25 protein-coding genes are annotated in these 26,792 nt (G+C 67.9%); 14 read left to right on the plus strand and 11 right to left on the minus strand.

All coding sequences use genetic code 11. The annotated features are described in order from the left end of the window. Positions 1 to 53: 53 nt before the first annotated feature. The 3 genes from AC1Q6E_RS02730 to AC1Q6E_RS02740 are packed head-to-tail and all read left to right on the plus strand — an operon-like array spanning position 54 to position 2,308. A complete protein-coding gene (locus AC1Q6E_RS02730) occupies positions 54 to 1,019 on the plus strand; it encodes a Bug family tripartite tricarboxylate transporter substrate binding protein (RefSeq protein ID WP_152793185.1) in 966 nt (321 codons plus the stop codon). A gap of 21 nt (positions 1,020 to 1,040) precedes the next feature. Next, complete coding sequence (locus AC1Q6E_RS02735) at positions 1,041 to 1,790, plus strand: alpha/beta fold hydrolase (RefSeq protein WP_492572154.1); 750 nt, start codon at positions 1,041 to 1,043, stop codon at positions 1,788 to 1,790. Further along, on the plus strand, positions 1,787 to 2,308 hold the full coding sequence (locus AC1Q6E_RS02740; RefSeq protein ID WP_152793187.1) for a cupin domain-containing protein: 522 nt from the start codon (positions 1,787 to 1,789) through the stop codon (positions 2,306 to 2,308). The genes AC1Q6E_RS02735 and AC1Q6E_RS02740 overlap by 4 nt, the downstream gene beginning before the upstream one ends. On the opposite strand, the gene AC1Q6E_RS02745 is transcribed toward AC1Q6E_RS02740, so the two are convergent. The 5 genes from AC1Q6E_RS02745 to AC1Q6E_RS02765 form a co-directional block, all read right to left on the minus strand. Next, on the minus strand, positions 2,289 to 3,185 hold the full coding sequence (locus AC1Q6E_RS02745; RefSeq protein ID WP_492572155.1) for a substrate-binding domain-containing protein: 897 nt from the start codon (positions 3,183 to 3,185) through the stop codon (positions 2,289 to 2,291). The two genes, AC1Q6E_RS02740 and AC1Q6E_RS02745, sit on opposite strands and share 20 nt — an antisense overlap. Positions 3,186 to 3,189: 4 nt before the next feature. Continuing rightward, positions 3,190 to 4,044 (minus strand): amidohydrolase family protein, encoded by an 855-nt coding sequence (locus tag AC1Q6E_RS02750; RefSeq protein ID WP_152793189.1) that lies wholly within the window; start codon positions 4,042 to 4,044, stop codon positions 3,190 to 3,192. Between the two features lie 47 nt (positions 4,045 to 4,091). Beyond that, the gene (locus AC1Q6E_RS02755) at positions 4,092 to 5,078 is read right to left on the minus strand and encodes an ABC transporter substrate-binding protein (protein ID WP_152793190.1); all 987 of its coding nucleotides are present in this window, start codon (positions 5,076 to 5,078) and stop codon (positions 4,092 to 4,094) included. Between the two features lie 162 nt (positions 5,079 to 5,240). Further along, entirely contained in the window at positions 5,241 to 5,927 is a 687-nt protein-coding gene (locus AC1Q6E_RS02760) for a 4-carboxy-4-hydroxy-2-oxoadipate aldolase/oxaloacetate decarboxylase (RefSeq protein ID WP_296557398.1), read from the minus strand. 11 nt (positions 5,928 to 5,938) lie between these two features. After that, positions 5,939 to 6,928, minus strand: coding sequence for a Bug family tripartite tricarboxylate transporter substrate binding protein (locus AC1Q6E_RS02765; protein WP_152793192.1), 990 nt, complete (start codon positions 6,926 to 6,928; stop codon positions 5,939 to 5,941). Positions 6,929 to 7,212: 284 nt separating this feature from the next. On the opposite strand from AC1Q6E_RS02765, the gene AC1Q6E_RS02770 reads away from it, so the two are divergent. Genes AC1Q6E_RS02770 through AC1Q6E_RS02780 form a run of 3 tightly spaced genes read left to right on the plus strand, consistent with a single transcriptional unit; the run spans position 7,213 to position 10,143 of the window. Beyond that, entirely contained in the window at positions 7,213 to 8,193 is a 981-nt protein-coding gene (locus AC1Q6E_RS02770; protein ID WP_152793193.1) for a Bug family tripartite tricarboxylate transporter substrate binding protein, read from the plus strand. Positions 8,194 to 8,236: 43 nt separating this feature from the next. Further along, positions 8,237 to 9,139: an amidohydrolase family protein gene (locus AC1Q6E_RS02775; protein WP_492572156.1), complete on the plus strand. Its 903-nt coding sequence runs from the start codon at positions 8,237 to 8,239 to the stop codon at positions 9,137 to 9,139. Continuing rightward, positions 9,136 to 10,143, plus strand: a complete 1,008-nt coding sequence (locus AC1Q6E_RS02780; RefSeq protein ID WP_152793195.1) for an amidohydrolase family protein — start codon at positions 9,136 to 9,138, stop codon at positions 10,141 to 10,143. The genes AC1Q6E_RS02775 and AC1Q6E_RS02780 overlap by 4 nt, the downstream gene beginning before the upstream one ends. 20 nt (positions 10,144 to 10,163) lie before the next feature. Here the strand turns inward: AC1Q6E_RS02780 and AC1Q6E_RS02785 are convergent, their stop codons facing one another. From AC1Q6E_RS02785 to AC1Q6E_RS02795, 3 genes are read right to left on the minus strand one after another with little or no spacing between them, the layout of a single operon-like run. Further along, a complete protein-coding gene (locus tag AC1Q6E_RS02785) occupies positions 10,164 to 11,477 on the minus strand; it encodes a TolC family outer membrane protein (RefSeq protein WP_492572157.1) in 1,314 nt (437 codons plus the stop codon). Positions 11,478 to 11,493: 16 nt separating this feature from the next. After that, a complete protein-coding gene (locus AC1Q6E_RS02790) occupies positions 11,494 to 12,174 on the minus strand; it encodes a protein-L-isoaspartate O-methyltransferase family protein (protein WP_152793197.1) in 681 nt (226 codons plus the stop codon). Positions 12,175 to 12,223: 49 nt separating this feature from the next. Beyond that, entirely contained in the window at positions 12,224 to 12,523 is a 300-nt protein-coding gene (locus tag AC1Q6E_RS02795) for an antibiotic biosynthesis monooxygenase family protein (RefSeq protein ID WP_152793198.1), read from the minus strand. 144 nt (positions 12,524 to 12,667) lie between these two features. On the opposite strand from AC1Q6E_RS02795, the gene thiD reads away from it, so the two are divergent. Beyond that, positions 12,668 to 13,492, plus strand: coding sequence for a bifunctional hydroxymethylpyrimidine kinase/phosphomethylpyrimidine kinase (gene thiD / locus AC1Q6E_RS02800; RefSeq protein WP_296557409.1), 825 nt, complete (start codon positions 12,668 to 12,670; stop codon positions 13,490 to 13,492). Between the two features lie 9 nt (positions 13,493 to 13,501). On the opposite strand, the gene AC1Q6E_RS02805 is transcribed toward thiD, so the two are convergent. Then, positions 13,502 to 14,449, minus strand: coding sequence for a LysR family transcriptional regulator (locus AC1Q6E_RS02805; RefSeq protein ID WP_152793200.1), 948 nt, complete (start codon positions 14,447 to 14,449; stop codon positions 13,502 to 13,504). Positions 14,450 to 14,684: 235 nt separating this feature from the next. Here AC1Q6E_RS02805 and AC1Q6E_RS02810 point away from each other — a divergent pair, with 235 nt between their 5' ends. Genes AC1Q6E_RS02810 through AC1Q6E_RS02840 form a run of 7 tightly spaced genes read left to right on the plus strand, consistent with a single transcriptional unit; the run spans position 14,685 to position 23,700 of the window. Continuing rightward, complete coding sequence (locus AC1Q6E_RS02810) at positions 14,685 to 15,677, plus strand: tripartite tricarboxylate transporter substrate binding protein (protein WP_152793201.1); 993 nt, start codon at positions 14,685 to 14,687, stop codon at positions 15,675 to 15,677. Next, a complete protein-coding gene (locus tag AC1Q6E_RS02815; RefSeq protein ID WP_492572158.1) occupies positions 15,674 to 16,852 on the plus strand; it encodes a mandelate racemase/muconate lactonizing enzyme family protein in 1,179 nt (392 codons plus the stop codon). The genes AC1Q6E_RS02810 and AC1Q6E_RS02815 overlap by 4 nt, the downstream gene beginning before the upstream one ends. Positions 16,853 to 16,890: 38 nt before the next feature. Next, positions 16,891 to 17,874: a tripartite tricarboxylate transporter substrate binding protein gene (locus tag AC1Q6E_RS02820; protein WP_152793202.1), complete on the plus strand. Its 984-nt coding sequence runs from the start codon at positions 16,891 to 16,893 to the stop codon at positions 17,872 to 17,874. A gap of 32 nt (positions 17,875 to 17,906) precedes the next feature. Continuing rightward, a complete protein-coding gene (locus AC1Q6E_RS02825; RefSeq protein WP_152793203.1) occupies positions 17,907 to 19,343 on the plus strand; it encodes a UbiD family decarboxylase in 1,437 nt (478 codons plus the stop codon). Between the two features lie 19 nt (positions 19,344 to 19,362). Next, positions 19,363 to 20,577: an alpha-hydroxy acid oxidase gene (locus AC1Q6E_RS02830; RefSeq protein ID WP_152793204.1), complete on the plus strand. Its 1,215-nt coding sequence runs from the start codon at positions 19,363 to 19,365 to the stop codon at positions 20,575 to 20,577. Beyond that, a complete protein-coding gene (locus AC1Q6E_RS02835) occupies positions 20,550 to 22,001 on the plus strand; it encodes an aldehyde dehydrogenase family protein (RefSeq protein ID WP_152793205.1) in 1,452 nt (483 codons plus the stop codon). The genes AC1Q6E_RS02830 and AC1Q6E_RS02835 overlap by 28 nt, the downstream gene beginning before the upstream one ends. A gap of 31 nt (positions 22,002 to 22,032) precedes the next feature. Next, positions 22,033 to 23,700, plus strand: a complete 1,668-nt coding sequence (locus AC1Q6E_RS02840; RefSeq protein WP_296557422.1) for a thiamine pyrophosphate-binding protein — start codon at positions 22,033 to 22,035, stop codon at positions 23,698 to 23,700. Positions 23,701 to 23,717: 17 nt separating this feature from the next. Here AC1Q6E_RS02840 and AC1Q6E_RS02845 read toward each other — a convergent pair whose 3' ends face one another. Further along, complete coding sequence (locus AC1Q6E_RS02845; RefSeq protein WP_152793207.1) at positions 23,718 to 24,503, minus strand: thiazole synthase; 786 nt, start codon at positions 24,501 to 24,503, stop codon at positions 23,718 to 23,720. A 335-nt stretch (positions 24,504 to 24,838) separates the two neighbouring features. Next, positions 24,839 to 26,752 carry a phosphomethylpyrimidine synthase ThiC gene (gene thiC, locus AC1Q6E_RS02850; RefSeq protein ID WP_296560562.1) on the minus strand — a complete coding sequence of 638 codons (1,914 nt, stop codon included), beginning with the start codon at positions 26,750 to 26,752 and terminating at the stop codon, positions 24,839 to 24,841. Positions 26,753 to 26,792 lie beyond the last annotated feature (40 nt).

The raw sequence follows: 26,792 nt of genomic DNA on the forward strand, positions 1-26,792 counted from the left end.
CACTGGTTTTCCCCACACGCCCCGCGGCATCGGCCGCTGAACCAGGAGTCGCCATGCCAGCCCGACTGATCGGCTTGTTCTTGTTCTGTCTGCCCTTTTCCCTGGCCGCCCAGCCCTCGGCTTTTCCCAACCGCCCCCTCAGCATCGTGGTTACGACGGCGGCCGGCGGATCGGTGGACGCCATTGCCCGCGCGATTGCCGCCGACCTGGGCAAGACGCTCGGACAGCCCGTCGTGGTCGAGAACCGGCCTGGCGCCAATGGCAACATCGCCGCCCAGCATGTGAAGGCCTCGGCACCCGACGGTCATACGCTGCTGATGCTGAGTTCCAGCACGTTCACCCTCAATCCGTTCGTCCTGGAGCGCGTGCCCTTCAACCCGGAGAAGGACTTCGTTCCGGTGGCGATGACGGCCGGGCTCAACATGGTGCTGGTGGTCGCGCCGGGCACCCGGGCGGGCACGCTCGAGGAACTGGTTGCCGCGATGAAGGCGCGGCCCGGCGAACTGAACTACGGGTCGTCCGGCAACGGGTCGCTGCCCCAGGTCGCGGCGGAGCTGCTGGCCATACGGACCGGCACCCGCGCGACCCATGTTCCCTACAAGGGCATCGCGCCGGCCTTGAACGACTTGTTGGCGGGCCAGATCGATTTCATGTTCGACTCCGGTACCGCGATGTCCCATATCCAGGCCGGCAAGCTGCGCGCGTTGGCCGTGATCGGCCCCAACCGGCTGCCCATTTTCCCGGACGTGCCGACGTTCAAGGAAGCCGGCGTGGCCGGCATGGAAGTGGCCGCCGGCTGGCACGGCATTTTCGCGCCCGCCGGCACGGATCCGGCCGTCGTCGATCGGCTCAATGCCGAGATCAACAAGAGCCTGCGATCGGCCGCCATGCGCGAGCGGATGAACAGCATGGGGTTCGAGAGCGTCGCGCTGCCGGCCGCCGGGCTTGGCCGTGCCTTGCGCCAGGATTTGCAGCGGTTGGGGCCGATCGTGAAACAGGCCGGCATCACCGCCTATTGAACCGGCACGGAGCGCTTCACCATGAATCGCGACGTCCGCGTCCCGTTGGTGCTCATTCCCGGCCTGCTCTGCAACGATGTGCTGTGGGCGCCCCAGCGAGTCGGCCTGCACGACTGCGCCGACATCTGGATTCCCGACCTGTCGCGCGCCGCCAGCCTGCCCGAGGCGGTGGAGCGGATGCTGGCCGATGTCCCGTTCGAGCGGTTCGCGCTGGCCGGGCTGTCGATGGGAGGCTACCTGGCGGCGCTTGCCGCCTTGCGTTCGCCCGACCGAGTCGAGCGGCTGGCCCTGTTGAACACGCGTGCCCATGCCCTGGAGACCGAGGCGGGACGCCAGCGCCGCAACGCCCAGATCGAGTTGGCCCGCCGGGACTTCGCGGCGCTGGTGGAGCAGTTGCTGCCGGCCCTGCTGCGTCCGCAAGCCCTGCGGGACGCGGCGCTGGCGCAGGGCGTCCGGGACATGTCCCTGTCATTGGGCGTCGATGTGTTCATCCGCCAGCAGGAGGCCAACATGAGCCGGCCGGTCATCGCCCACAGGCTGGAGCACATCGCCTGCCCGACCTGGATCATCGGTGGCGACCAGGACGCCATCGCGCCACAGGAAAGCCAGCATGCCCTGGCTCGGGCCATCGCGGGTTCCCATCTGCGCATATTGCGCGACTGCGGGCATCTGTCGACGCTGGAGCACCCCGGCGCGGTGACCCAATTGCTTAGGCAGTGGCTCGACAGCCCGGGCCTGCCATCCCGACCCTACCAAGGAGCAACACCATGACGTCCCTTTCCACGGCGCCCTCGACGGACCTGGGTATCGAGCAGATCGGCCAGCGCCAGGTGGCGCGTTTCCGCGACCGCAAACCCGACTGGGAGGCATTCGAAGACGCGAAGCTCGACGGTTTCCGGCGCGCCCAGCATCGCTTCATCGGAGCGGGCGGATCCGCCAAGCATGGCGATCCCAGCGTGATCCCGCCGCTGGGCTTCACCCTGAGCGTCATGTTCGTGCCGCCCGGCCAGGGCAATGCCGCCCATACCCACGAAGTGGAAGAAGTGTTCTTCGTGCTGCGGGGCTTCCTGGACGTGTTCCTGGAGGACGCGGCCGGCAACCGGTTCGAGACCCGTCTGGGCCCCTGGGAATGCGTCTCCTGCCCGCCGGGCGTCATGCACGGCTATCTGAACGCAAGCCTGGAGCCGGTCTATTTCCAGGTGATGCTGGGCAAGTCCCGCCCCGGCGCGCTGAACTACCAGGATGAAGCCCTGCGCGCCGCGGTGGCGGTCAACCCAGCGCGCCGGTGACGTCGTCGAACAATTCGTCCACCGTGAACCGGCGCGGAATGATCTTCTGCTCGTACGACCACTCGATGGCCATCTCCAGGCCTTTGCGGTTGGCTTCCAGGCCCAGCGGCGGCAGGGTTTCCAGCGCGGCGGCCGGGGCAAGCGCGCGGCTTTCCCCGATCATCCGGTAGATCTCGCGCACGGCCTCGGGATGCTTGCGCGTGATGTCCTGGTGGATGGCGAAGACGTGGTTGATGGGCACGACACCTTCGCGCTGGTACCAGGCCTTGGCGGCCGCGATGGGCTCGGGAACCAGGGTCTGCACGCGCGGATCCTTGGGCATGTCGTTGCCGAGGATGGCGGCGGCCAGTTCGCCGTTCAGCATCATCTCGGGAATCGACGAACCCTTGGGCAGCATGTGGCAATTGGGCGGGTCGCGGTATTCGGCCAGGTGCGATTCGTCCACGGTGTACCACTCGACCTTGTTGGGATCGACGCCGTATTCGTGCTGCAGGATGCCGCGCACCCACAGGCCGGTGGTCTGCGCATAGGTGCGCACGCCCACTTTCTTGCCTTCGATGTCCTTGGGGTCGAGGTGGCCGAGTTCCTTGTTGAAGCCTATGCAGTGGTGCTGGAAGCGGCCGACCATGGGGGCGGGCAGGATCACGTACGGCTTGCCGTAGGCCTTGGCCTGGAGGTAGGTGACGATGGCCAGTTCGCCCGCGTCGAAGGCGTTGTCGCGGATCATCGGCTTGAAGCCGTCGTGCGCGGTCTTGGGGCCGCAAAAGTCGAGCTGGACGATGTCCGAGGCGATGCGGCCGTCCTTCATGGCCGCGGCGACCGGCGAGTCGGCCAGGTTGGTTTTCAGCGTGACGCGCGTGGCGTGTGCGGTGGTCATGGGGTCAGTCCTTCAGCACGGGGTAGAGCTTCTGCGCGGTGCCGGCCATGATCCAGTGCTGGTCGGCGGCGGGCAGGAAGGCGATGTAGTCCTTGAACGCCTTGACGATGTCGGCCAGGCTGTCCTCGGCGGCGGGGAAGTTGGAGCCCCAGGCGATGCGGTCGGCGCCGAATTCCTGGACCACGCGGCCGAAGAAAGTTTCGGGGGTGGCCTTGCCGGAATACGCGGACTCGGTGTTGCGGCTGCTGAGCTTGAGGTACAGGTTCTTGAAGCGGGCCAGGTCGAACAAGTGCTGGGCGCCGGCATAGGGCGGGCCGCTGGTGATGTCCGGCTTCATCATGTGGTCGACGATGGCGAGGGTGTCGGGGAAAGCGGTCAGCAGCTTCTCCAGCGCCGGGATGGCGGCCTTGGTGATCTGGACGCACACGGGGATGTCCAGTTCTCCCGCCAGGCGCCAAGCCGGATGCAGGGCGGGGTCTTCCAGCGTGGGCGCCTGGCCCGGCATGGTGCTGCCGGTGGTGAAAATGCGCAGCCCGGCCAGGCCGCGTCCGGTCCAGTAGCGGATCTTCTGCGTGGCGTCGGGCGCGAGCATGTCGACCGAGTAGACGCCGGCGAAGCGCTTGGGCTGCTCGGCGACCGAGTCGGCCACGTAGGCGTTGTCGAAGCCGTAGGTGGTCGACGAGTGGACGATGGCGGCCTTGTCGATGCCGGCGGCGTCCATGGCCGCGGCGTACTGTTCGAAGGTGGCGGGCCGGGTGGCGGACCAGCCCGAGCGCTCGCCGCCCAGCGGGTCGAGCGGATAGCGGGTGGTGTCGGGCGAGATGATGTGCGGATGGATGTCGATCAGGCGTGTGGTCATGGCGGTGTCGCGCAAAGGGTGGATGTCGTCGGGAGGGCCGCGCCGGGTCAGGCGCCGACGTCGATGAACATGTCGTCGACGGCGTAGCGCTTCTTGAGCAGGCCTTGCTGGTGGCAGTAATTCATCATGGCTTCGATGGACGGCCGGTTGGCCTCGATGCCGTAGGGCAGGGGGTCGCCCACGATGCGGCCCATGGCGCGGTAGTGCTCGTCCTTGTCCGACACCGATTCGCCGGCGGCCAGCTGGCGCAAGTAGATGTTCTTCGAGGCCAGGAAGGCGTCGTACAGGGCCTTGCCCACCCACGGGTGCTTGGCCAGCACTTCGTCCTTGACGGTGATCAGGCCGTGCACGGGGTAGATGCCGGTCTTGCGGTACCACTCGGCTTCGAGCCGGTCGGCATCGGGGAACATTTCGCGGTATTCCGGCGGTTTGATCCGCCCGCCCGCCTGCCAGCCGTCGGCCGGCGCGCCGGCGCGGCCGATGCCGGCGTTGTCGGTGAAGGCGGCCGACAGGTAGCCGCTGGCCATCAGGTCCACCAGCGATTTGCCGTCCCTGGCCTGTTCGACGTTGGGCGGCAGCTGGAGCGAGGAGACGTGTTCCTCGTCGTCCACCACCCAGGTGATGCGCGAGTTGTCGACGCCGTAGTCGTTGGTCAGGATGCCGCGCGTCCAGATGCCGGTGGTGACCGAATAGGCGCGCACGCCCGCGCGCTTGCCTTCGAGGTCGCGCGGCTCGCGGATGCCGGCGTCGTCGCGGTAGACCAGGCCGGCATGGTGGAAGCGGCGGAAGATGAAGACGGGCAGGGCCTTGAACGGGGCGCCGGCCTCGCGGGCGATCATGTAGGTGGCGGGGGCCATTTCGCAGACGTCGAACTCGACGTCGCGCACCATGCGCCGGAAGGCCGCGATGATGGGCTTGATCTCGACGAAGTCCGGCTGGACGCCGTCGATGGGAACGTCGCCGCGCTTGAGCGCCGCGGTGTGGCCGTAGGTGGCGATGGCGATCTTCAGGGGAAGGGGCTGCTTGGATGTCATGGCTGCTTGGTCGGAGGGAAGGCGGGAATGGTGCGACGTGTCAGTTACCTATGGCCCGCATGGGATGAAACGGATGTCACGCGGCCGAGGACGCCGCGGATCCGGCTCCGCCGGTCCGCCAGCGTCGCCCCCTGGGGGGCGCCCGAAGGGCGTAGGGGGGGGTCATATCTCATTGTCGACGTAGAGGAGGCCGGCGGCCTCGAGGCCCTGGCGCATGTTGGCCACGTCCAGCGACAGTTCGCCGGCCAGGTAGCGCTCGCGCGATTTTTCTTCCTTGGCGGTGCGCTGGCGCGCCAGTTCCAGCGTGCGGGCGATCTCCAGGCGGGGCACGACCACCACGCCATCGTCGTCCGCCACGATGGCATCGCCCGGATTCACGTTCATGCCGGCGCATACCACCGGCAGGTTGACGTGGCCCAGCGTGGCCTTGACCGTGCCGCGCGCGGAAATGGCGCGCGACCACACGGGAAAGCGCATCTCGGTCAGGGTGCGCACGTCCCGGCAGCCGGCGTCGATGACCACGCCCTGGATGCCGCGCGTCTTGAGCGAGGTGCAGATCAGGTCGCCGATCATGCCGTCGGTGTTCTCGCACATGACGCCCACCACCAGGATGTCGCCCGGCCGGCATTGCTCGATGGCCGCGTGCAGCATCCAGTTGTCGCCCGGCGCGGTCAGCGCGGTCACGGCGGAACCGGCGATGCTGGCGCCGGCGTAGATGGGGCGCAGGTACGGCGCCATCAGGCCGGCTCGTCCCATGGCCTCGTGCACGGTGGCCACGCCGTGCACGGCCAACTCGGCGATGAGGTCCTGCGGGCCGCGCGGGATGTTGCGTACGACGACGTTCTTCATGTTGCTCTCGTTCAGTTGATGGGGATGTTCGCTTTCTCGATCACCGCCTTCCATTTGGCGATGTCGGCCTTCATCAGGGCGCGCGCTTCGTCCACGCCCAGGGCGTAGGGTTCGGAATTCATCTCGCGCAGCTTCTGCGCGACTTCGGGCGAAGTGACGGCGGCCACGAAGGCCCGGTTGAGCTTGTCGATGATGGCGCGCGGCGTGCCCTGGCGGATCGATACGCCGTTCCACGACGCGACCACGTAGCCGTCCAGGCCGCTTTCGGCGGTGGTCGGCACGTCCGGCAGGTTGGGGTTGCGGCCGTCGGCCGCGATGGCCAGCGCGCGCACCGCGCCGCTCTTGATCGAGGACAGCATGGGCGGCACGAAGTCGAAGCCCACGTCGATGTCGCCGGAGCGTACGCCGGTCAGCAGCGCGGCACTGGTCTTGTAGGGAATGGTCTCGGCCTTGATGCCCGCCACCGATTTGAACAACTCGGCGCCCAGGTGCTGGCTCGAGCCGACGTTGGTGGTGCCCAGGCTCAGCTTGCCGGGATTGGCCTTGGCATAGGCGATCAGCTCCGTGAGGTTGCGAAAGCGCGAATCGGGCTTGACCGTCAGGATCAGGTTGAACCTGGACAGCGTGGCGACCTGGGTGAAGTCGTCCACGATGCTGTAGGGCAGGTCCTTGACCAGCGTCTGGGTGATGGCCGTGCCGTTGCCGCCCTGCACGAGCGTGTAGCCGTCGGCGGGCGCCTGCAGGCCGGCCTGGAACGACTGCACGCCGCCCGCGCTGGGCTTGTTGTCGATCACGATCTGCTGCCCCAGGATCTCGCTGACCTTCTGCGTGACCACGCGCGCCGTCAGGTCGCCGATGCCGCCCGCGCCGTAGGGCAGGTACATCCGGATCGGCCGCTCTGGATAATCGGCCGCCGAGGCGGGAGAGAGGATGCCGGCCGACAGCGCGGCGGCAACGATGACGGCGGGGTACCGCCGGATTCGCAATACGGGGAATGTCACGACTAGTCTCCTTGTCCCGGCGTGCAGGGCCGCCGATGTCGTACTGCCGGGGATGGTTGCACGCGAGGCGCCACGGGGTCTATTGAGTAAAACTTCCGCGGGGTTGAGCGGTTGGTTAAGGCGGCCGCGCGGGACGGCGGGGGTTGAGCGTTTCCTCAAGTCAGCGGAAGCATTACTCAATGGGTGCGCACGCCTGGCCGCCGGCAGAATGCGGAATGCCTGCGCGGGCCTGGCGCCCCGCACCAGACCAGAAGACCAAAAGGCCAAAAGACCCAGGAGACGTCATGCAACCCAGGAATATCCCTGCCCGAGCGGCCGGGGCGGCGGTGCTCGCGCTGGCCGCGGCGGGCGCGTGCGCCCAGGGCCAGCCTTATCCTTCCAAGCCGATCACCATCGTCGTGGCTTTCGGTCCCGGGGGCGCGGGAGATCTTGTCACGCGCAAGGTGGCGCAGGGCATGTCGGCGCGCATCGGCCAGCCGGTGGTGATCGAGAACAAGCCGGGCGCTGGCGCGGCGGCCGCGGCCGTGGCGGTGGCCCAGGCGCGTCCCGATGGTTATACGGCACTGCTGACGGGGAACGGCACCGCCATCAGTTCCGTGCTGTTCAAGAGCCTGCCCTACAGCCTGTCACGCGATTTCCGCCATGTCTCCTCCATCGCCTCGTTCGACCTGGGGCTGGTCACCGACGGCAACTCGCGATTCACGTCCGTGGCCGATGTGATCGCCTACGCCAAGGCCAATCCCGGCAAGCTCAACATCGGCACGTCGCGCATAGGCAGCACCCAGCATCTGGCCGCCGAGCTGTTCAAGTCCATGGCCGGCATCGATGCCGTCAGCATCCCGTACAAGACCACGGGCGACATGATCGCGGCCGTGCGTGCCGGCGATGTGCAGGTGGCGTTCGAAGTGCTGTCGCCCATCCTGGGCCAGTTGTCGGCGGGCAGCATCAAGGCCATAGGCGTGACGTCCGCCCGGCGTTTTCCGGGCCTGCCGGACGTGCCCACGGTGGCGGAAAGCGGCGTGCCGGGTTTCGAGGCATCGTCCTGGGCCGGTATCAGCGTGCCGGCGGCCACGCCCGCGCCGGTGGTCGAGCGCCTTGCGCGCGAGATCCGCGCGGCGGTGGAGTCGCCCGAAGTCCAGGCCTCGCTGCAAGCCATGGGCTACGTGGGCAGCGCCAGCACGCCGGCCGAGATGACCGAACGCATCGAGCGCGACGCCGCGAAGTGGAAAACCGTGATCGAGACCGCCGAAATCCCGCTGCAATAGGCCGGGATCCAGATCCCAACCCGTCATCCAGGACAGGCATCGCATGAAGCGCAGAGTCGTAGATATCCACCCGCACATCATCAGCACCGATACCCAGGCCTACCCGCGCGACCCGCTCTGGGGCCGGCAGTCGTCATGGTCGCAGGAGCGGCCCGCCAGCACGGAGCAATTGCTGCGGGCCATGGACGAGGCAGGCGTTGCCCGGGCCGCCATCGTGCAGGCCTCGACCTGCTATGGCTACGACAACAGCTATGTCGCCGATGCGGTGGCGGCGCATCCCGATCGTTTCACCGGCGTTTTTTCCGTGGACATGCTGGCGGCGGACGCGCCCGCGCGCATTCGACACTGGGCGGGCAGCGGGCTGACGGGGCTGCGCCTGTTCACCGCGGGCAGCACAGTGGAGGGGCAGATGCCCGGCCTGGACGATCCGCGCAGCTTTCCCGCATGGGACTGCGCGGCCGACCTGGGGCTGCCGGTGTGCGTGCAGATGCGCATCGCCGGCGTGCCGCAACTGCGCGTGCTGCTGGCACGCTATCCGCGCGTGCCCATCGTCCTCGACCATTTCTTCGCCCTGCCGCTGGACGAGGGGCCGCCCTATGCGTCGGCGCAGGAGCTGTTCCGCCTGGCGGCCCACCCGAACGTTTATTTGAAGCTGACGCCGGTCATCCTGGGCAAGGCGCGCCTGGGCCAGGCCAGCCCGCAGTCCTTTTTTTCGCGCGCGCTGGCCGAGTTCGGCGCCTCGCGCATCGCCTGGGGTTCGAATTTCCCCGCCACGGCGGGATCGCTGAAGACCCTCCTGGAGGAAGCGCAACAGGCGCTGGCCTGGGCGGGCGGCGATGACCTCGCATGGATCTTCCACCGGACGGCGGAACGCCTCTATCCGGCATTACGGGCCGATGCCGGCCCGGCCACGACTCACGACGACAGGAACAAGGAGTCCGCATGATCATCGATTGCCATGGGCACTACACTACCGCGCCCGAAGCCTTGAACGAGTACCGGCGCTTGCAGGTGGCGGCCTGCGAATGCGGCAAGTGCGAAATATTTCCACGCCCGGTCGTCTCGGACGACCAGATACGTGAAAGCCTGGAGACCAAGCAACTGCGCATCCAGCGCGAACGCGGCACCGATCTGACGATCTTTTCCCCGCGCGCGGTCGGCATGGGCCACCACATCGGCGATCTGCGGACCAGCACCGAGTGGGCTATCGTCTGCAACGACCTCATTCATCGCATCTGCCAGATGTACCCGGACAATTTCGCCGGCGTCTGCCAGTTGCCGCAGAGCCCGGGCGTGGAGCCGGCCAAGTGCATCCCGGAGCTCGAGCGCTGCGTGAACGAGCTGGGCTTCATCGGCTGCAACCTGAATCCCGATCCCACGGGCGGCTACTGGAAGGATCCGCCGCTGCATGACAAATGGTGGTATCCGCTGTACGAGAAGATGGTCGAGCTGGACGTGCCGGCCATGATCCACGTCAGCGGCTCGTGCAACCCGCATTTCCACGCGACCGGCGCGCACTACATCAACGGCGACACGACGGCCTTCATGCAGTTCCTGACGTCCTCGTTGTTCAAGGACTTCCCGACGCTGAAGTTCATCATCCCGCACGGCGGCGGCGCGGTGCCCTATCACTGGGGACGCTATCGCGGACTGGCGCAGGACATGGGCCTGCCGCCACTCAAGGAACTGCTGTTGCAGAACGTGTTCTTCGATACCTGCGTCTACCATCAGCCAGGCATAGACCTGCTGCTGAAGGTGATCCCGCCGGAGAACATCCTGTTCGCGTCCGAGACCGTGGGAGCGGTGCGCGGCGTGGATCCGGAAACCGGCCATCACTTCGACGATACGCGTCGCTATATCGACGCCGCCGAACTCGCTGGCGCCGACAAGGAGAAGATCTTCTCGGGGAATGCCTACCGGGTGTATGGCCGGCTGAAGGGCCGCGCGTAGCGCGCCCGGCTGCTGCGCGGCTAGCGCAGCAGCGCGTTGACCAGCCTCACGTCGTCTTCCGACAGGATGCCGGAGGCGGCCTTCAGGCGCAGGCCCGACAGCAGCGCGTCGTAGCGCGCCTTGGCCAGGTCGCGTTCGGTGGAGTAGAGCTGCTGCTGGGCGTTCAGCACGTCGATGTTGATGCGCACGCCCACTTCGTAGCCGGTCTTGTTGGCGTCGAGCGCGCTGCGGCTGGAGACCTGCGCTGCTTCCAGCGCGCGGACCTGGGCCAGTCCGGCGTTCACGCCCTGGAACGCGATGCGCGTGTTCTGGACGGCGGCCCGGCGGGCGACCTCGAGATCGTTGCGGGCTTTCTCGGACAGCGCGACGGCTTCGTCCACCTTGGACGTGGTGCCGAAACCGGCGAAGATGGGCACCGAGACCTGCACGCCCACCGAGCGCGTGGTGTAGAAGTCGTTGACCACGGTCTGCCCGACCAGCCCCCGCGTGCGCGCCACGTTGGCGGTCAGGTCGAACGAGGGGTAGTGCCCGCTCTTGGCGATCTCGATGCCGCGCTGGGCGATCTCGCTGTTGAGGGTGGCCTGCGCGACCGCCAGGTTGTTGGCGGTCGCCTGTTCGGTCCAGGCGTCGATCCGTGCCGGCTGCGGCGCCGGCACGTTGACCGCGGGTGGCAGCTTGGCCAGATCGCCCGAGGGCGCGCCGATGATCTGCTGCAGTGCGCCGATGCGGACCGCGAGGTCGGACTCGGCCTGGATCTCCTGGGCCTGGGCCAGGTCGTAGCGGGCCTGGGCCTCGTAGGTGTCGGTGATGGTGGCCGTGCCGATCTCGAAATTGCGCTTGGCCGATTCGAGCTGTTCCGAGATGGCGATCTTCTGGGCGCCGATGAACGCCAGATTGTCCTGTGCCGAGAGCACGTCGAAATAGGCCTGCGCCACGCGCAGGATCAGGTCCTGGCGCCCCTGGGCGAGCTGGGCCTCGCCCACGGCGAGCTGCAGCTTGGATTGTTCGTAGGTCTGCCAGCCCGACCAGCGGAACAGCGGCTGGATCAGTTGCAGCGTATAGGTCTCGTTGGTGTAGGTCACGCCCGGCAGGCGGGTCGTGGAGGCCTCGGCGCGGCTGCCGGCGAGCGAGATGGCGGGCATGAGCGCGGCGCGCGCCTGGGGGAGTTTTTCAAGCGTGGCGGTATAGGCCGACCGTACCGACGCGAAGGTCGCATCGTTGGCCAGTGCCGCCTGATAGGCCTGCTCCAGGTCCAGTGCCGCGACCGCAGGAACGAAAACGCAGGCGCCGAACAGCGCGCACAGCGTCTGGACGTGGTACGACCTGGCGCGCATGGGCACGGAACTCCGCCTAGAACTTGAATTTGGAAACGGTGATGCCGCGCAGGGGCTTGACCAGGGTCTCGAACAGCGAGGCTGTTTCGAAGCTGGCGGCCGTGGTGCGGGTGATGAGCAGTGTGGTCATGACGGGGGACTGCCCGACGATGATCGCCAGCCGGCCGCCCACGCGCAACTGGTACTTCAGGCTGTCGGGTACCTCGGGTACCGAGCCGGTGACGACGATGGCGTCGTATTCGGTCGAGCCCCAGCCCTTGCTGCCGTCTCCCACCTGGACCGTGGCGTTGGCGATGCCGGCGCGCTTCAGGTTGGCCTGGGCGAAGGCGGCCAGCTTGGGCAGGATCTCCACTGACGTGACCGTCTGGGCCTGGCTGGCCAGCAGTGCCGTCTGGTAGCCCGAACCCGTGCCGATCTCCAGCACGCTGTCGGTGGACTTGAGCGCGAGCTCTTGCTGAAGGCGCGCTTCGACCTTGGGCGCGAGCATGCATTCGCCGCTGTCGTAGTCGTCGATCCGCAGCGGGATCTCGGTGTCGGCGAAGGCGAGGGTGCGCAGCGCGGGCGGCACGAATTCCTCTCGCTTTACCTTGAACAGCAGTTCCAGCACCTTGGGGTCGAGGACGTCCCAGGGGCGGATCTGCTGCTCCACCATATTGAAGCGGGCGTGTTCGACGTCGGGAAGGGAAGCAGCGTTCATGGCAGGATTTGGACAGGAAACCTTAACAAAACGAGCAATTCTAACCGGGTCAGAAGGGCTTGGCGACCGTGGTCGCGTGGCGGACCTCGGGCGGCTTGGCGAAGTAGTTGCCCACCAGCGCGCGCCAGGCCTTGAAGTCGTCGGATCCGCGGAAGTGCACGGTGTGGTCTTCCAGCGTTTCCCACTGCACCACGAGCAGATAGGCGTTGGGATCCTCCAGCGTCTGGTGCAGCTCCATGCCGCGGCAGCCTTTCGCCCGCTGGAAGAGCGGTGCCGCTTCCTGGACGCCGGCCTCGAACTTTTCCTGGGTGCCGGGCTGGATTTCGATGTGCGCGAGTTCGTAGATCATGGTGGGCCTTCCATAGAACGGCCTGCTATGTTACCTGCGTTCGGACGGGGCGGACATGGCGGCCGGAGCGGGCTGGCGGGCGGACTATACTGGCGGCGTGCGTCGCCCGCGGGGGCGGCGCGTTTCGTTTTCCAGAGGATCGCCATGTCTGCCGTTCGTCCCATTCCCAAGGCCCTGACCATCGCGGGCGTGGACCCCTCGGGCGGCGCCGGAGTGCTGGCCGACGTCAAGGCCATGAGCGCGCTGGGCGCGTACGCCTGCGGCGTCATCGCGGCGCTGACCGCGCAGAACACCCAGGGCGTCACGGGCGTGTTGCCCATCGATCCCGCCTTCGTCGCGCAGCAGATCGACACCTTGTTCGCCGACGTGCCGGCCGACGCGGTCAAGATCGGCATGCTGGGCAGCCGGCCCGTCACCCAGGTCGTGGGCGAGCGGCTCGCGCACTGGAAGCCGCCGCACGTGGTGCTCGATCCCGTCATGATCGCCAAGAGCGGCGATGCCCTGCTGGCGCGCGACGCCATCGGCGCGTTGCGGGAAGTGCTGATGCCGCAGGTCACCATGATCACGCCCAACCTGCCGGAGGCCGGCGTGCTGCTCGAGCAGCGGCCGGTGGAGACCGTCAAGGAAATGCGGCGCGTGGCCGAGCGGCTGCGCGAGCAGCTTCCCCACAACGGCCATCGCTGGGTGTTCCTGAAAGGGGGGCACCTGCCCGGCGACATGGCCATCGACTTGTTGCATGACGGCGACCGGATGATCGAACTGGCCGCGCCGCGCATCGAGACCCGCAATACCCACGGCACGGGCTGCACCCTGTCGGCCGCGCTGGCGGCGCTGCTGCCCCAGGCGCAGGACGTGCCCGAGGCGGCCCGCCGGGCCAAGCATTACCTGACCGAGGCCATCCGCCATGCGGACCGGCTGGGCGTGGGGTCGGGGAACGGGCCGGTGCACCACTTCCACGGATGGTGGTAGAAGCCCGGGTCACGTCGCGGCTGCGGCTGGCGCCGTGTCCGCGCCGGGCGCCTGCTCCTGCGCCCGCAGCCGGATCTGCCGGGTAAGCATCCCCATGAAGGCCGCCGCCGCCGGATTCAGCGGCCGGCGCGGATGGACGACCGACACCACCTGCCGGATCAGCCGGGGCGAGACGATGGCGTGCGCTTGCAGGATGCCGGCCCGCAGCCGGTCATGCACGGCGATGCGCGGCAGGATCGTCGCCAATTGATTCTGCTCGACCAGCTTGACCACGGTTACCAGGGAATCGACTTCCAGCGATGGAGCGAGCTCGACGTTGTCGTGCTGCGCGAAGCTGTCGATGATGTGGCGCAGGCCGTGGCGCCGGGTAGTCAGCACCAGCGACAGGTTTTGCGAGGCGATCTGGCCCAGGGTGAGCCGCGCGGGAAGATTGCCCGCATGCCGCGTGCTGGTGATCAGCACCAGTTCCTCGTCGACGATGTGATCCACGCTCAGCGCCAGCGGCCGCCGCGGCTTGTTGATGATGGCGGCGTCGAGCTGCCCGCCGGCCACCCAGTCGCTGAGGGTGGCGCTGTAGCCGTCGGCCACCGTGACGGAGACCTTGGGATGGCGGGCCGAGAACGTGGTCATGGTCTCGGCCAGCACGCCTTCCGTGATCGACGCGATCAGGCCGATGTTGACGTGGCCTCCGATTTCGCCGTCGTTGCACAGCACTTCGTCGCGGGCCTGGGAGAAGTCGCGCATGATCGGCAGGAACAGGCGGTACATGTGGCGCGCCGAGGCGGTGGGCAGCATGCCCTGGGGGCTGCGTTCGAACAGCCGCTGCCCGATTTCCTGTTCGAGCTTGGAGATCTGCATGCTGAGCGCGGGCTGGACGATGTTCAGCCGGCGCGCGGCCTTCGTGACCGTGCCTTCCTCGAACAGGCAGATGAAGTATTGGATTTGCCGGAATTCCATGCCAAGTCCGTGTATTCAGTTTTTCTGATGGAGATCATAAAAAGCCATGAATGAATGGCTGCCGACAACGATCTCTGTCTGGTGAATTATCGCCACTCTACGCTAGGAGAAAAGCGTATTTATCTCGTCTTTATATTCAGAAAAATTGATATAGACAATAATTAAATATTAATTGAACTGATTATGACGCGATCTTAGACTTTCGCTCCACAAGAAAGAGAAGTGGAGACGCGACATGACCCGTTCCCCCCTGCGCCGGCGCGCCTTGTCGTCGGTGGCCTTGGCCGGCCTGGCCCTGGTGCTGGCCGGGACCGCCACGGCGGCGGCCGATACCTATCCTTCCAGGGCCTTGCGCATCGTCGTGCCCTATCCGACCGGCGGCTTCAACGACACGCTGGGGCGGCTGGTGGCGGCCAAGCTGCACGAAGCGTGGGGGCAGCCCGTCATCGTCGAGAACAAGCCGGGCGCGGGTACGCAGATCGGTTCGGCGGCCGTGGCCCGCGCGCCAGCGGACGGCTACACCCTGCTGGTCGTGCAATTTCCGTTCGCCGCCAACCCCTGGCTGTACAAGCGGCTGCCCTACGATACGGTCAAGGATTTCACGCCGGTGATACTGGCCGGGCGTTCGCCCATGCTGCTGGTCGTGAATGCCGGGTCCAGCCTGCGTTCCGTGGCCGACGTGCTGGCGGCGGCGCGGGCCAGGCCGGGCAGCCTGAACTATGGCACCTCGGGCGACGGCTCTTCCAACCATCTCGCGATGGAGCGTTTCACCGGCATGACCGGCGTGAAGATGACGCCGGTGCCGTACAAGGGGAGCACGCCGCTGTTGACGGATCTGGCCGGTGGCCAGGTCGGCCTGGCCTTCGATGCCTTTCCCCATGCGCTGCCCTTCATCCAGTCGGGCAAGATCCGGCCGCTGGCGATCGCCGATGCGCAGCGGTCGGCGCTCATGCCGGAACTGCCCACTGTTGCCGAGGCGGGCGTGCCGGGCTACGACGTATCGTCCTGGCACGGATTCGTGGTGCCGGCCGGCACGCCCCGCGCCGTGGTCGACAAGCTCAATGCCCAGCTCGATGCCATCCTGGCCATGGAGGACGTGCGCAAGGTCTTCCGCCAGCAAGGCGTCGTGCCTGATGGCGGAAGCCAGGAAGCGTTCCGCGGTTTCATCGCGGGGCAGATGGACCTCTGGAAACAGGTGGTCCGGCAAGCCGGGATCGCGCCGCAATGAAGGCGCTCGCTTCGCCCCGTCCGGTGGCCGCGCCCCTGGTCGTGCGCGATGTGCAGGCCTTCGCCACTTCCTTCCCGGTCCCCGCCGCCAGCAGCGTGACGCTGGGTGTCGGGCGGGTGGTCAAGCGTGATGCGGTGGTGGTCAAGGTGACGACCGAATGCGGGCTGGTGGGATATGGCGAATCGCATCACGGGCGCGCCCACACCACCATCGCCCATTTCGTGAACAGCGCGCTGCGGCCGTTCGTGGCGGGCCGGGACGCGGCCGACGTGAACGGGATCTGGCATTACATCTACATGCGCCAGCTCGCCAGCCACGGCCTGGGCGCCGCCTGCGCGATGGCCATGAGCGGCATCGACATGGCGCTGTGGGACATCCGCGGCAAGGCGGTGGGCTGGCCGCTGCACCGGCTGCTGGGCGGCGCGGCGCGGGCGGTCCCGGCCTACGCCGGGGGCGTCGCGCTGGGGTGGCAGGATCCCGCCGCGCTGGTTGAGGAGGCGCGCCGCCACGTCGAGGCGGGGTACCGCGCGGTGAAGCTGCGGCTGGGCGACAGCGTGGCGCGCGACCTGGCACGCGTGCGCGCCGTGCGGGAGGCGTTCGGCGGCGAGCTGGTCATCCTGGCCGATGCCAATACCGCCTATGGGGTGGATGATGCGCGCGCCGCGATGCCGGGGCTGGACGAACTGGGCGTGGGTTGGCTGGAAGAGCCTTTCCCCCCGCACGATCATCGCAGCTATGCGCAGGCCCGGACCTTCGGGCGAGTGCCGCTGGCTGCTGGCGAGAACCACTACACCCGCTACGAGTTCAATCGGCTCGTGGACGACGGCGTGGTCACCGTATTGCAGCCTGACCTGTCCAAGGCGGGCGGCATCACCGAGACGCTGCGTATCGCCGCGATGGCGTCGGCCCACAAGCTGCGGGTGCACCTGCACTCGTCGATGACGGGCATCAACCTGGCCGCCTGCGTCCACGTGCTGGCCGCCGTGGACAACGGCGGGTATTTCGAGGCGGACGTCTCGCGCGTGAACCTGTTTCGCGATCGCCTGACGAGCACGCCGTTCGAGATCGGCGACGACGGCTGTGTCCGGCCGCTGGAGGGGCCGGGCCTGGGCGTGGAGGTGGACGAGGACTTCCTGCGCGCCCATCCGGCCATAGAAGGGCCGGCCTACGTATGACGCAGCAATCCATCAAACAGACAAACGGAGACAGAAACATGCACTTCACGACGTGGATCGGGATCGCCGCGGGCGCCGCGGCACTGGCGGCAACCGCGCCCGCCCTGGCGGACCGGGTGGCCGACGCCTACCCGGAAAAACCCATACGCATCATCGTTCCCTATACGCCGGCCGGCTTCAACGACGCCATGGCGCGCGTATTCGCGCGCAAGCTGCAGGAAAGCTGGCATCAGCCGGTCATCGTCGAGAACAAGCCGGGCGCGGGCACCATCATCGGGACCGAGCACGGCGTCCGCGCCGAGCCCGACGGCTATACGCTGGTGGTGGTCGGTTTTCCGCTGGTGGCCAACCAGTTCCTGTACAAGAAGCTGCCCTATGACTCGGTCAAGGATGTGGCGCCGGTGATCCTGGGCGCGCGTTCTCCCAACCTGCTGGTGGTCAGCGCGAACTCGAGCATACGCAGCGTGGAGGACCTCGTGGCCGAGGCCCGGCGCCGCCCGGGCAAACTCAACTACGCGACCGCCGGCAACGGCACGTCGAACCACCTGACCATGGAGTACTTCAAGAGCGTGGCGGGCATCGACCTCGCGCAGGTGCCCTACAAGGGCAGCGCGCCCATGGTGACCGACCTGCTGGGCGGGCAGGTGGACGTGATGTTCGACAACATGCCGCACGTGCTGCCCCACGTGCGCGCGGGCAAGATGCGCGCGCTGGGCATCACCGGCGCGAAGCGCTCGACGCTCGCGCCCGATCTTCCCACCATCGCCGAGCAGGGCTATCCCGGCTTCGAGGTCGCCGTCTGGTACGGCCTGGGCGCCCCGGCCCGCACGCCGCCCGCCATCCTGGCCAAGCTGAACCGGGAGTTGAACCGGATCCTGGCGACCGACGAGGTCAGGAAGATCTTCGCCGACCAGGGCGTGGAGCCGCTGGGCGGATCGCTGGAGGACTTCTCGGCCTATTTCAAGGAGCAGTCCCAGCGCTGGTCCAAGGTCGTGCATGACGCCAAGGTGTCCCTGGAGTAGGGGAGCCGGCGCAATTGACGAGGAAAGGAACGATGACAGGCAAGAACAGGCCCCGGGACATGCGGCAGTGGCTGGCGCACCTGGCGCAGACGGACAGGCTCGCGGTCCTGCGCGAGGGCGTGCCGCTCAAGCACACGCTGGCGGCCATGGCCAAGCTGCTGGACGGCCATAAGGCCGCCTATTTCCCGCGCCCCGGCGGCCACGCCATGCCCGTCGTGTCGGGCTTCATGGCGCAGCGCGCCTGGATCGCCGAGGCCCTGGGGGTGGAGTCGGCCGGGCTGCTGGAAGCGTTCCGGAGGGCTGCCGAGTCGCCGCTGCCGTGGCGCGAGGTCGAGGCCGGCGCGGCGCCTTGCCAGGAGGTCGTGCTGCGCGACGTCGACCTGCTGGCGCAACTGCCCATTCCCACCCACAGCGAGTTCGACAGCGGCCCGTACATCACCGCCGGCATGGTGATCGCGCGCAATCCCGTCACGGGCGTGCAGAACGTCTCGATCAACCGCATCCAGGTGCATGCGCGCGACCGCATGGCCATCCTGCTGCTGCCGCGGCATCTGCACGCGTTCTACCAGGAGGCGGAGGCGCGCGGCCTGGAATTGCCGGTGGCCGTGGTGATCGGCGCCGACCCGCTGACGCTGCTGGCATCGCAGGCCATCACGCCCATCGACTACGACGAGCTGGAGATCGCCGGCGCCCTGCACGGCGAACCGCTCGAAGTCGTCAAGTGCCTGACCAACGACGTGCGCGTTCCGGCCCGCGCCGAGATCGTGATCGAGGGGCGGCTGCTGCCGGGCGTGCGGGAAGAGGAAGGACCGTTCGGCGAATTCCCGCGCTACTACAGCGCCAAGGAAAAACGCGAGGTGATCGCGGTCGATGCCATCACGCACCGGCGTGGTCCCCTCTTCCACACCATCGTGCCGGCCGAACTCGAACATCTGCTGCTCGGATCCATCCCGCGCGAGGCCACGCTGCTGTCGCACCTGCAACGCAGCTTTCCCGGCGTGCTGGACGTGCACCTGAGCATGGGCGGGGTCGGGCGCTACCACCTGTTCGTCAAGTTCAGGAAGCGCCGCGAGGGCGAACCCAAGAACGTGCTGCTGTGCGCGCTGGGGGCGCACTACGACCTCAAGCAGGTGATCGTGGTGGACGACGACGTCGACGTGCACGATCCCAAGCAGGTCGAATGGGCCGTGGCCACGCGCTTCCAGGCCGACCGCGACCTGATGGTGATAAGCGGGGCCCAGGGATCGGTGCTCGATCCTTCCACCACCGTGGGCGTGGACGACATCGAGAACCTGCCGCCGGCCCTGCAGGGCATCGGCGCCAAGATGGGGCTCGATGCCACGCGGCCCATCGCCTATGCGGGTCATGTCTTCACCAAGGTCAGGATCCCGGGCGAGGAGGAGATAGACATCGCCGCCCAGATCGTGCCCAATGCCGTGGTCGACTGGGAAACCGGCGCGGTCGGTTAGCGACGTACGAGGAATGGCGATGACCCTGGCTTCCATCCTGTCCACTGGCGACCTGGAGCAGGCCGCGCGGCGGCGCCTGCCTCCCAGCGTGTACGGCTATGTCTCGGGCGGTTCGGAAACCGAAAGCGCGCTGCGGGGCAATCGCCGGGCCTTCGACGCGTGGCGGTTCGTGCCGCGCTTCCTGGTGGACGTGTCGCGCCGGTCCCAGGCCAGGAGCCTGTTCGGCACGCAGTATGCAGCGCCGTTCGGCATCGCGCCGATGGGCGTTGCCGGTATCTGCGGCTTCGACGGCGACCTCGCGCTGGCACGCGCGGCGGCCGCGGCCCGGGTGCCCTTCGTGTTGAGCGGCGCGTCGACCACGCCCATGGAGCGCGTGCTGCAACAGGCGCCGGGAAGCTGGTTCCAGGCCTATGTCCCGTCCAATCGCGAACTGATCGGCGCCTTGCTGGCGCGCGCCGAGCGGGCGGGAGTCCCGGTGCTGGTGGTGACGGTGGACGTGCCGATCGCCTCGACGCGCGAGGTGGAGTTGCGCAACGGCTTCAGCCTGCCGTTGCGGTTCACGCCGCGGCTGGTGGCCGGCGGCCTGGCCCGGCCCCGCTGGCTGACGCAGACCTTCCTGCGGACGCTGCTGCGCCAGGGCATCCCGCGATTCGAGAATTTCTCCGCGGCGCGCGGCAACCGCATCATCACCGCGGCGTCCGGCGACCACCGCGCGGGACGGGCCGCGCTGTCGTGGGACGACCTGGCCTGGGTGCGCGACCGCTGGCGCGGCCGGCTAGTGATCAAGGGGTTGCTGCATCCGGAGGACGCCGCGCGCGCCCAGGCCATCGGCGCCGACGGCATCATCGTTTCGAATCACGGCGGCCGGCAGCTCGATGGCGCGCAGGCGCCGCTGGACGCCTTGCCCGCCATCGCGGCCGAGGCGTCCCGGCTGGCGATCATGGTCGACAGCGGCTTTCGGCGAGGTACCGACATCCTGAAGGCGCTGGCGCTGGGCGCCGATTTCGTCTTCATCGGCCGCCCCGCCATGTACGGCCTGGCCGTGGGCGGCCAGGCGGGCGTCGCCCATGTATTGACCCTGCTCAAGCGCGAGATCGACGTCGACCTCGCCCTGCTGGGATGCGGCGACGTCGCGGACCTGGATCGCAGATACCTGGCCCGGCCGGGCCCGCCACCCGAATTCCGCACCCATTCCGGAGATTGCTCATGCAGTTGCTCGACGCCCGCCATCTGATCGATGGACACTGGCAGCCTTCCGCCGACGGCCGCACGGCCGCCAGCGCCGATCCCGCCACCGGCGAGGCCATCGGCACGCTGGCCGATGGCGGCCGCGCCGAGGCGCAGGCGGCCATCGCCGCCGCCCGCCGGGCCTTCGACACGACACCCTGGGCGCAAAGCCCGCGCGTGCGGCAGAACGTCTTGCTGCAATGGGCCGACCGGCTCGAACGCCGCGCCGATCTCGCGGCGCTGCTGACGCGCGAGAACGGCAAGGTGTTGCGCGAGGCGCGCGGGGAGATGGCCGGCGCCATTTCCGAGATCCGCTACTACGCGGGGCTGGCGCGCCACATGCCCGGACATTTCATGGAAGTGGAGCCGGGGGCCTACGCGGCCACGCTGCGCGAGCCGGCCGGCGTGGCGGGGCTCATCATTCCCTGGAACGCCCCGGCCGTGCTGTTGATCCGGGCGCTCGCGCCCGCGCTGGCGGCCGGATGCACGGTCATCGTCAAGCCGGCGATGCAGACCGCGCAGATCACGGCGGCGGTGCTGCACGAACTGGCGCAGGTGCCCGGCCTGCCGCCCGGCGTGGTGAACCTGGTGTGCGAGACCGGCAGCGAAGCGGCCAGGGAGCTGGTCGCTTCGCCCGACGTGGACGTGCTGAGCTTCACCGGCTCCAATCTGGTCGGCCAGCGCATCATGGCGGCGGCCGCGCCCACCATGAAGAAGCTGTCGCTGGAGCTGGGCGGCAAGTCGTGTTGCCTGGTCTTTCCCGACGCGGACATCGAGGCGACCGCGCGCCAACTGGCCGCGGCGGCCACCATCATTTCCGGACAGCAGTGCACCGCCGCGCGGCGCGTGCTGGTCCATGCGTCGCGCCTGGACGAGATGAAGCGGGCCCTGGCCGCGGCCCTGGCAGCCGTCGTGGTTGGGCCGGGATCCGATGAGGCCTCGGGCATGGGGCCGTTGATCGACGGGCAGGCGGTGCGCACGGTGGATGAAGCCGTGCGGCGCGCGCTGGACGAGTGCGACGAAGTCCTGCTGCGCGGCGAGCGGCCGCGGGGGGCGCTGGCGGGCGGCAGTTACCTCACGCCCACGCTGGTCGCGCATCGCGACAGTTCGGCATTCTTCTGCCAGGAGGAAATCTTCGGCCCCTTCGTGGTGCTCGAATCCTTCGATGACGAGCGCGAGGCGGTGGGGCGCGCCAATCACACGGTGTACGGGTTGTCCGCCAGCATCTGGACGGCCGATGGCGACCGCGCGCTGCGCGTCGCGCGCGCCCTGCGCAACGGCACGGTCTGGATCAACGACCACAATCGCCTGTTCGCCGAGGCGGAGACCGGCGGGTACCGCCAGAGCGGACTGGGCCGGCTGCACGGCTACGAAGGCCTGGGCGATTTCCTGGAGACCAAGCACATCTACCGCAATGCCGGTGTGGCCTGAGGCGCGCCGGACGAAATTTCAAGGAACCGACATGAGTGGAACATCCGAGGCACGCAGCGGCGGCCGGATCCTGGTGGATGCGCTCAGGACGCACGGCGTGGATACCGCCTTCTGCGTACCGGGCGAGAGCTTCCTGGCCGTGCTGGACGGGTTGTACGAGGCGCGCGATGCCATACGGCTGGTGGTGTGCCGCCAGGAGGGCGGGGCGGCGCACATGGCGGAAGCCTATGGCAAGCTGACCGGCGAACCCGGGATCTGCTTCGTGACGCGCGGACCCGGCGCGACCAATGCCAGCATCGGCATCCATACCGCGCGGCAGGACTCGACGCCGCTGATCGTGTTCGTCGGCCAGGTGGCCCGTGGCGACATGGGGCGCGAGGCCTGGCAGGAAATCGATTTTCGCCACATGTTCGGCACCCAGGCCAAGTGGGTGGACCAGATCGACGATCCGCGCCGCATTCCCGAATACGTCAGCCGCGCCTTCCACGTGGCGACCTCGGGCCGTCCCGGCCCGGTCGTGCTGGCGCTGCCGGAGGACATGCTGGCGGAGATGGCGGTGGCGCACGACGCTCCGCGCTACCGGCGCGTCGCGCAGGCGCCCGCGGCACGGGACATGGCGGATCTGGCGGCCCTGCTGGCCGAGGCGCGCCGGCCCATGATGCTGCTGGGCGGCGGGGGCTGGTCGCGCGCCGCCTGCGAGGACATCGAACGCTTCGCGCGCGCGTTCGACCTGCCCGTGGCCTGCACCTTCCGGCGGCAGGACTTGTTCGACAACCACGATGACCGCTATGCGGGCGAATCGGGACTGGGCATGGATCCGCGCCTGGCCGGCCGCATCGGGCAGGCCGACCTGATCGTCGCGGTCGGTGCCCGGTTGGGCGAGACCTCCACGAATGGCTATGCGCTGCTCGATGTTCCCCGGCCGCGCCAGAAGCTGGCGCACGTCCACCTGGACGCGGGTGAGCTGGGGCGCGTCTACAGCGCCGACGTCGCCATCAACGCCGACATGGCGTCCTTCGCCGCGGCGGCCGCGCAACTGGCGCCCGCCGCGCCGCCGGCCTGGGCCGGCTGGACGGCGCAGGCCCGCGCGGACTATCTCGACAACCTGCGGCATGCGCCCATGCCGGGCCCGGTGGACCTGGGCGAGGTCATGGCCCACCTGCGCGAGGTGCTGCCGCCCGGGTCCATCATCACGAACGGGGCCGGCAACTACACGCTATGGGTGCAGCGTTTCTACCAGTACCGGGGCTGGCGCACGCAACTGGCGCCCACCAGCGGGACCATGGGCTACGGCGTGCCGGCGGCCATCGCCGCCAAGCTCGTCCATCCCGACCGGCCCGCGGTCTGCTTCGCGGGGGATGGCTGTTTCCTGATGAATTCGCAGGAGATGGCAACGGCGGTCCAATATGGCGCGAATGCCGTGTTCATCGTGGTGGACAACGGGATGTACGGCAGCATACGCATGCACCAGGAACGCCATTATCCGGGCCGGGTGCATGGCACGGACCTGCGCAATCCGGATTTTGTCGCGCTGGCGGCGTCTTATGGACTGCACGCCGAACAGGTCCCGACGACCGCGGACTTTCCGGCCGCGTTCGCCCGGGCCTTGGCGGCCGGCAGGCCGGCCCTGCTGGCATTGAAGACCGACCCCGACGTGATCTCGCCCCGGACGACGATTGCCCGGCTGCGACAAGGTTGACGGGGCCGGGCGCCGTCTTATGACTGGATAAGCCCGGTCGTCGGCGAGCTGGGCGATCCGCTGTACAGCTTCTTCGGCATGCGGCCCGCCAGGAAGGCCTCGCGCCCGGCTTCCACGCCTTTCTTCATCGCGCTGGCCATCAGGACGGGATCCTTGGCCGCGGCGATGGCGGTGTTCATCAGCACGCCGTCGCAGCCCAGCTCCATGGCGATCGCCGCATCGGAAGCCGTGCCCACGCCCGCGTCCACGATGATGGGTACGTTGGCCTGGTCGATGATCAATCGCAGGTTCCACGGATTCAGGATGCCCATGCCCGAGCCGATCAGCGAGGCCAGCGGCATGACCGCGATGCAGCCGATCTCTTCCAGCATGCGTGCCTGGATGGGATCGTCGGTGCAGTACACCATGACCTTGAAGCCGTCCTTGACCAGCGTTTCCGCGGCCTTCAGGGTTTCAGGCATGTTCGGGAACAGGGTGTGCGAGTCGCCCAGCACTTCCAGCTTCACCAGGTCATGCCCATCCAGCAGCTCGCGCGCCAGGCGCAGCGTGCGCACGGCATCGTCGGCGGTATAGCAGCCGGCGGTGTTGGGCAGGAGGGTGTATTGGCTGGGCGGAAGGTAGTCGAGCAGGCTGGGTTCGCCGGCGTTCTGGCCGATGTTGGTGCGGCGGATGGCTACGGTGATGATGTTTGCGCCGCTGGCGTCGATGGCCGCCTTGGTTTCGTCGAAGTCCTTGTACTTGCCGGTGCCCACCAACAGGCGCGAGGAATAGGTCTTGCCGGCAAGGGTGAATGTGTCTGTCATGGTTGGATCCTAAAATCTCTATCGATCATGCCCCGGCCCTCAGCCGTGGCATTACGCCAATTCAACGGGCTCGGCCCGGCCGGCGGCGCCGCGGCATTGGGCCGGCCGTGATTCGGGCGGGATTCGGGGAAGCAAGGGCGAAACTGTTTGAGCGCGGCATTAGGGACAGTCCGGGGGACTGTCCCCGCGCGAGTTTTTCGCCCGCCCCGAATCCCGCCCGAATCACGGGAAGTCCCGGCGGAGCCGGGACCCGGACCTCTGCCGCGGCGCCGCCGGCCGGGTCGAGCCCGTTGCGTCAGCAAGAAACGCTCTCAAAGCAGTGTAACCAAGGTGGCTTACGACCGGTGATAGATCTCCGCCCCCTTCTTCACGAACTCCACCGCCTTCTCCTGCATCCCCTTGTTCAGGGCCTCGGCCTCGCTCAAACCCTGCTGCTCGGCGTATTCGCGGACGTCCTGCGTGATCTTCATGCTGCAGAAGTGCGGGCCGCACATCGAGCAGAAATGGGCGACCTTCATCGAGTCCTTGGGCAGGGTCTCGTCATGGAATTCCTTGGCGGTGTCGGGGTCCAGGCCGAGGTTGAACTGGTCGTCCCAGCGGAACTCGAAGCGGGCCTTGGAGAGCGCGTTGTCGCGGATCTGCGCGCCAGGGTGGCCCTTGGCGAGATCGGCGGCGTGGGCGGCGATCTTGTAGGTGATGATGCCGTCCTTGACGTCCTTCTTGTTGGGCAGGCCCAGGTGTTCCTTGGGCGTGACGTAACAGAGCATGGCCGTGCCGTACCAGCCGATCTGCGCGGCGCCGATGCCCGAGGTGATGTGGTCGTAGCCGGGGGCGATGTCGGTGGTCAGGGGGCCGAGCGTATAGAACGGCGCTTCATGGCAGTGCTCGAGCTGCAGGTCCATGTTTTCCTTGATCATGTGCATGGGCACATGCCCCGGGCCCTCGATCATGACCTGCACGTCGTGCTTCCAGGCGACCTGGGTCAGTTCGCCCAGGGTGCGCAGCTCGGACAACTGGGCATCGTCGTTGGCGTCGTAGATCGAGCCCGGACGCAGGCCGTCGCCCAGCGAGAAGCTGACGTCGTAGGCCTTCATGATGTCGCAGATTTCCTCGAAGCGCTCGTACAGGAAGCTTTCCTTGTGGTGCGCCAGGCACCACTTGGCCATGATGGAGCCGCCGCGCGAAACGATGCCCGTCATGCGCTTGGCGGTCATGGGCACGAAGGGCAGGCGCACGCCCGCATGGATGGTGAAGTAGTCCACGCCCTGCTCGGCCTGTTCGATCAGCGTGTCGCGGAAGATTTCCCAGGTCAGCTCCTCGGCCTTGCCGTCGACCTTCTCCAGCGCCTGGTAGATGGGTACGGTGCCGATGGGCACGGGCGAGTTGCGGATGATCCATTCGCGCGTTTCGTGGATGTGCTTGCCGGTGGACAGGTCCATGACCGTGTCGCCGCCCCAGCGGATGGACCAGGTCATTTTTTCCACTTCCTCGGCGATGGAGGAAGAGACGGCCGAGTTGCCGATGTTGGCGTTGATCTTGACCAGGAAATTGCGGCCGATGGCCATCGGCTCGATTTCCGGGTGGTTGATGTTGGCCGGGATGATGGCGCGGCCGCGCGCGATTTCATCGCGCACGAACTCGGGCGTGATGCGCGCGGGTATCGAAGCGCCGAAGGACTGGCCGGGGTGCTGGCGGCCCAGCAGCTCGGCCAGGCGCTGGCCCTGCGGGCCGCTGGCGCGCAGCGACTCGATGTACTGTTCGCGGCGCAGGTTCTCGCGGATGGCCACGTATTCCATCTCGGGCGTGACGATGCCTCGGCGCGCGTAGTGCATCTGCGTCACGTTGGCGCCGGCCTTGGCGCGGCGCGGGGCGCGGTGCAGGTTGAAGCGCAGCTCGGCCAGCTTCGGGTCGGCCAGGCGTTCGCGGCCGTAGGCGCTGCTGGGGCCGTCGAGCTGTTCCGTGTCGCCGCGTTCGGCGATCCAGGTCTCGCGCAGCGGCGCCAGGCCCGAGCGGATGTCGATCTTGGCGTCCGGGTCGGTATAGGGGCCGCTGGTGTCGTAGACGGTGATGGGCGGGTTCTGTTCGCCGCCGAACATGGTGGGCGTATCGGCCTGCTCGATCTCGCGGAAGGGCACGCGGATGTCGGGGCGCGAGCCTTGTTCGTAGACCTTGCGCGACCGGGGCAGCGGTTGGATGGCGGCCTGGTCGACTTGTGCCGTGGCGGCGATGAACTTGGGATTGGCGTTCATGGAAGCTCCAAGAAAAGGTTTCCGGAGCCGAACGAAGGAA

It is taken from the genome of Pigmentiphaga sp. MLSB6-MA01 (assembly GCF_058793475.1).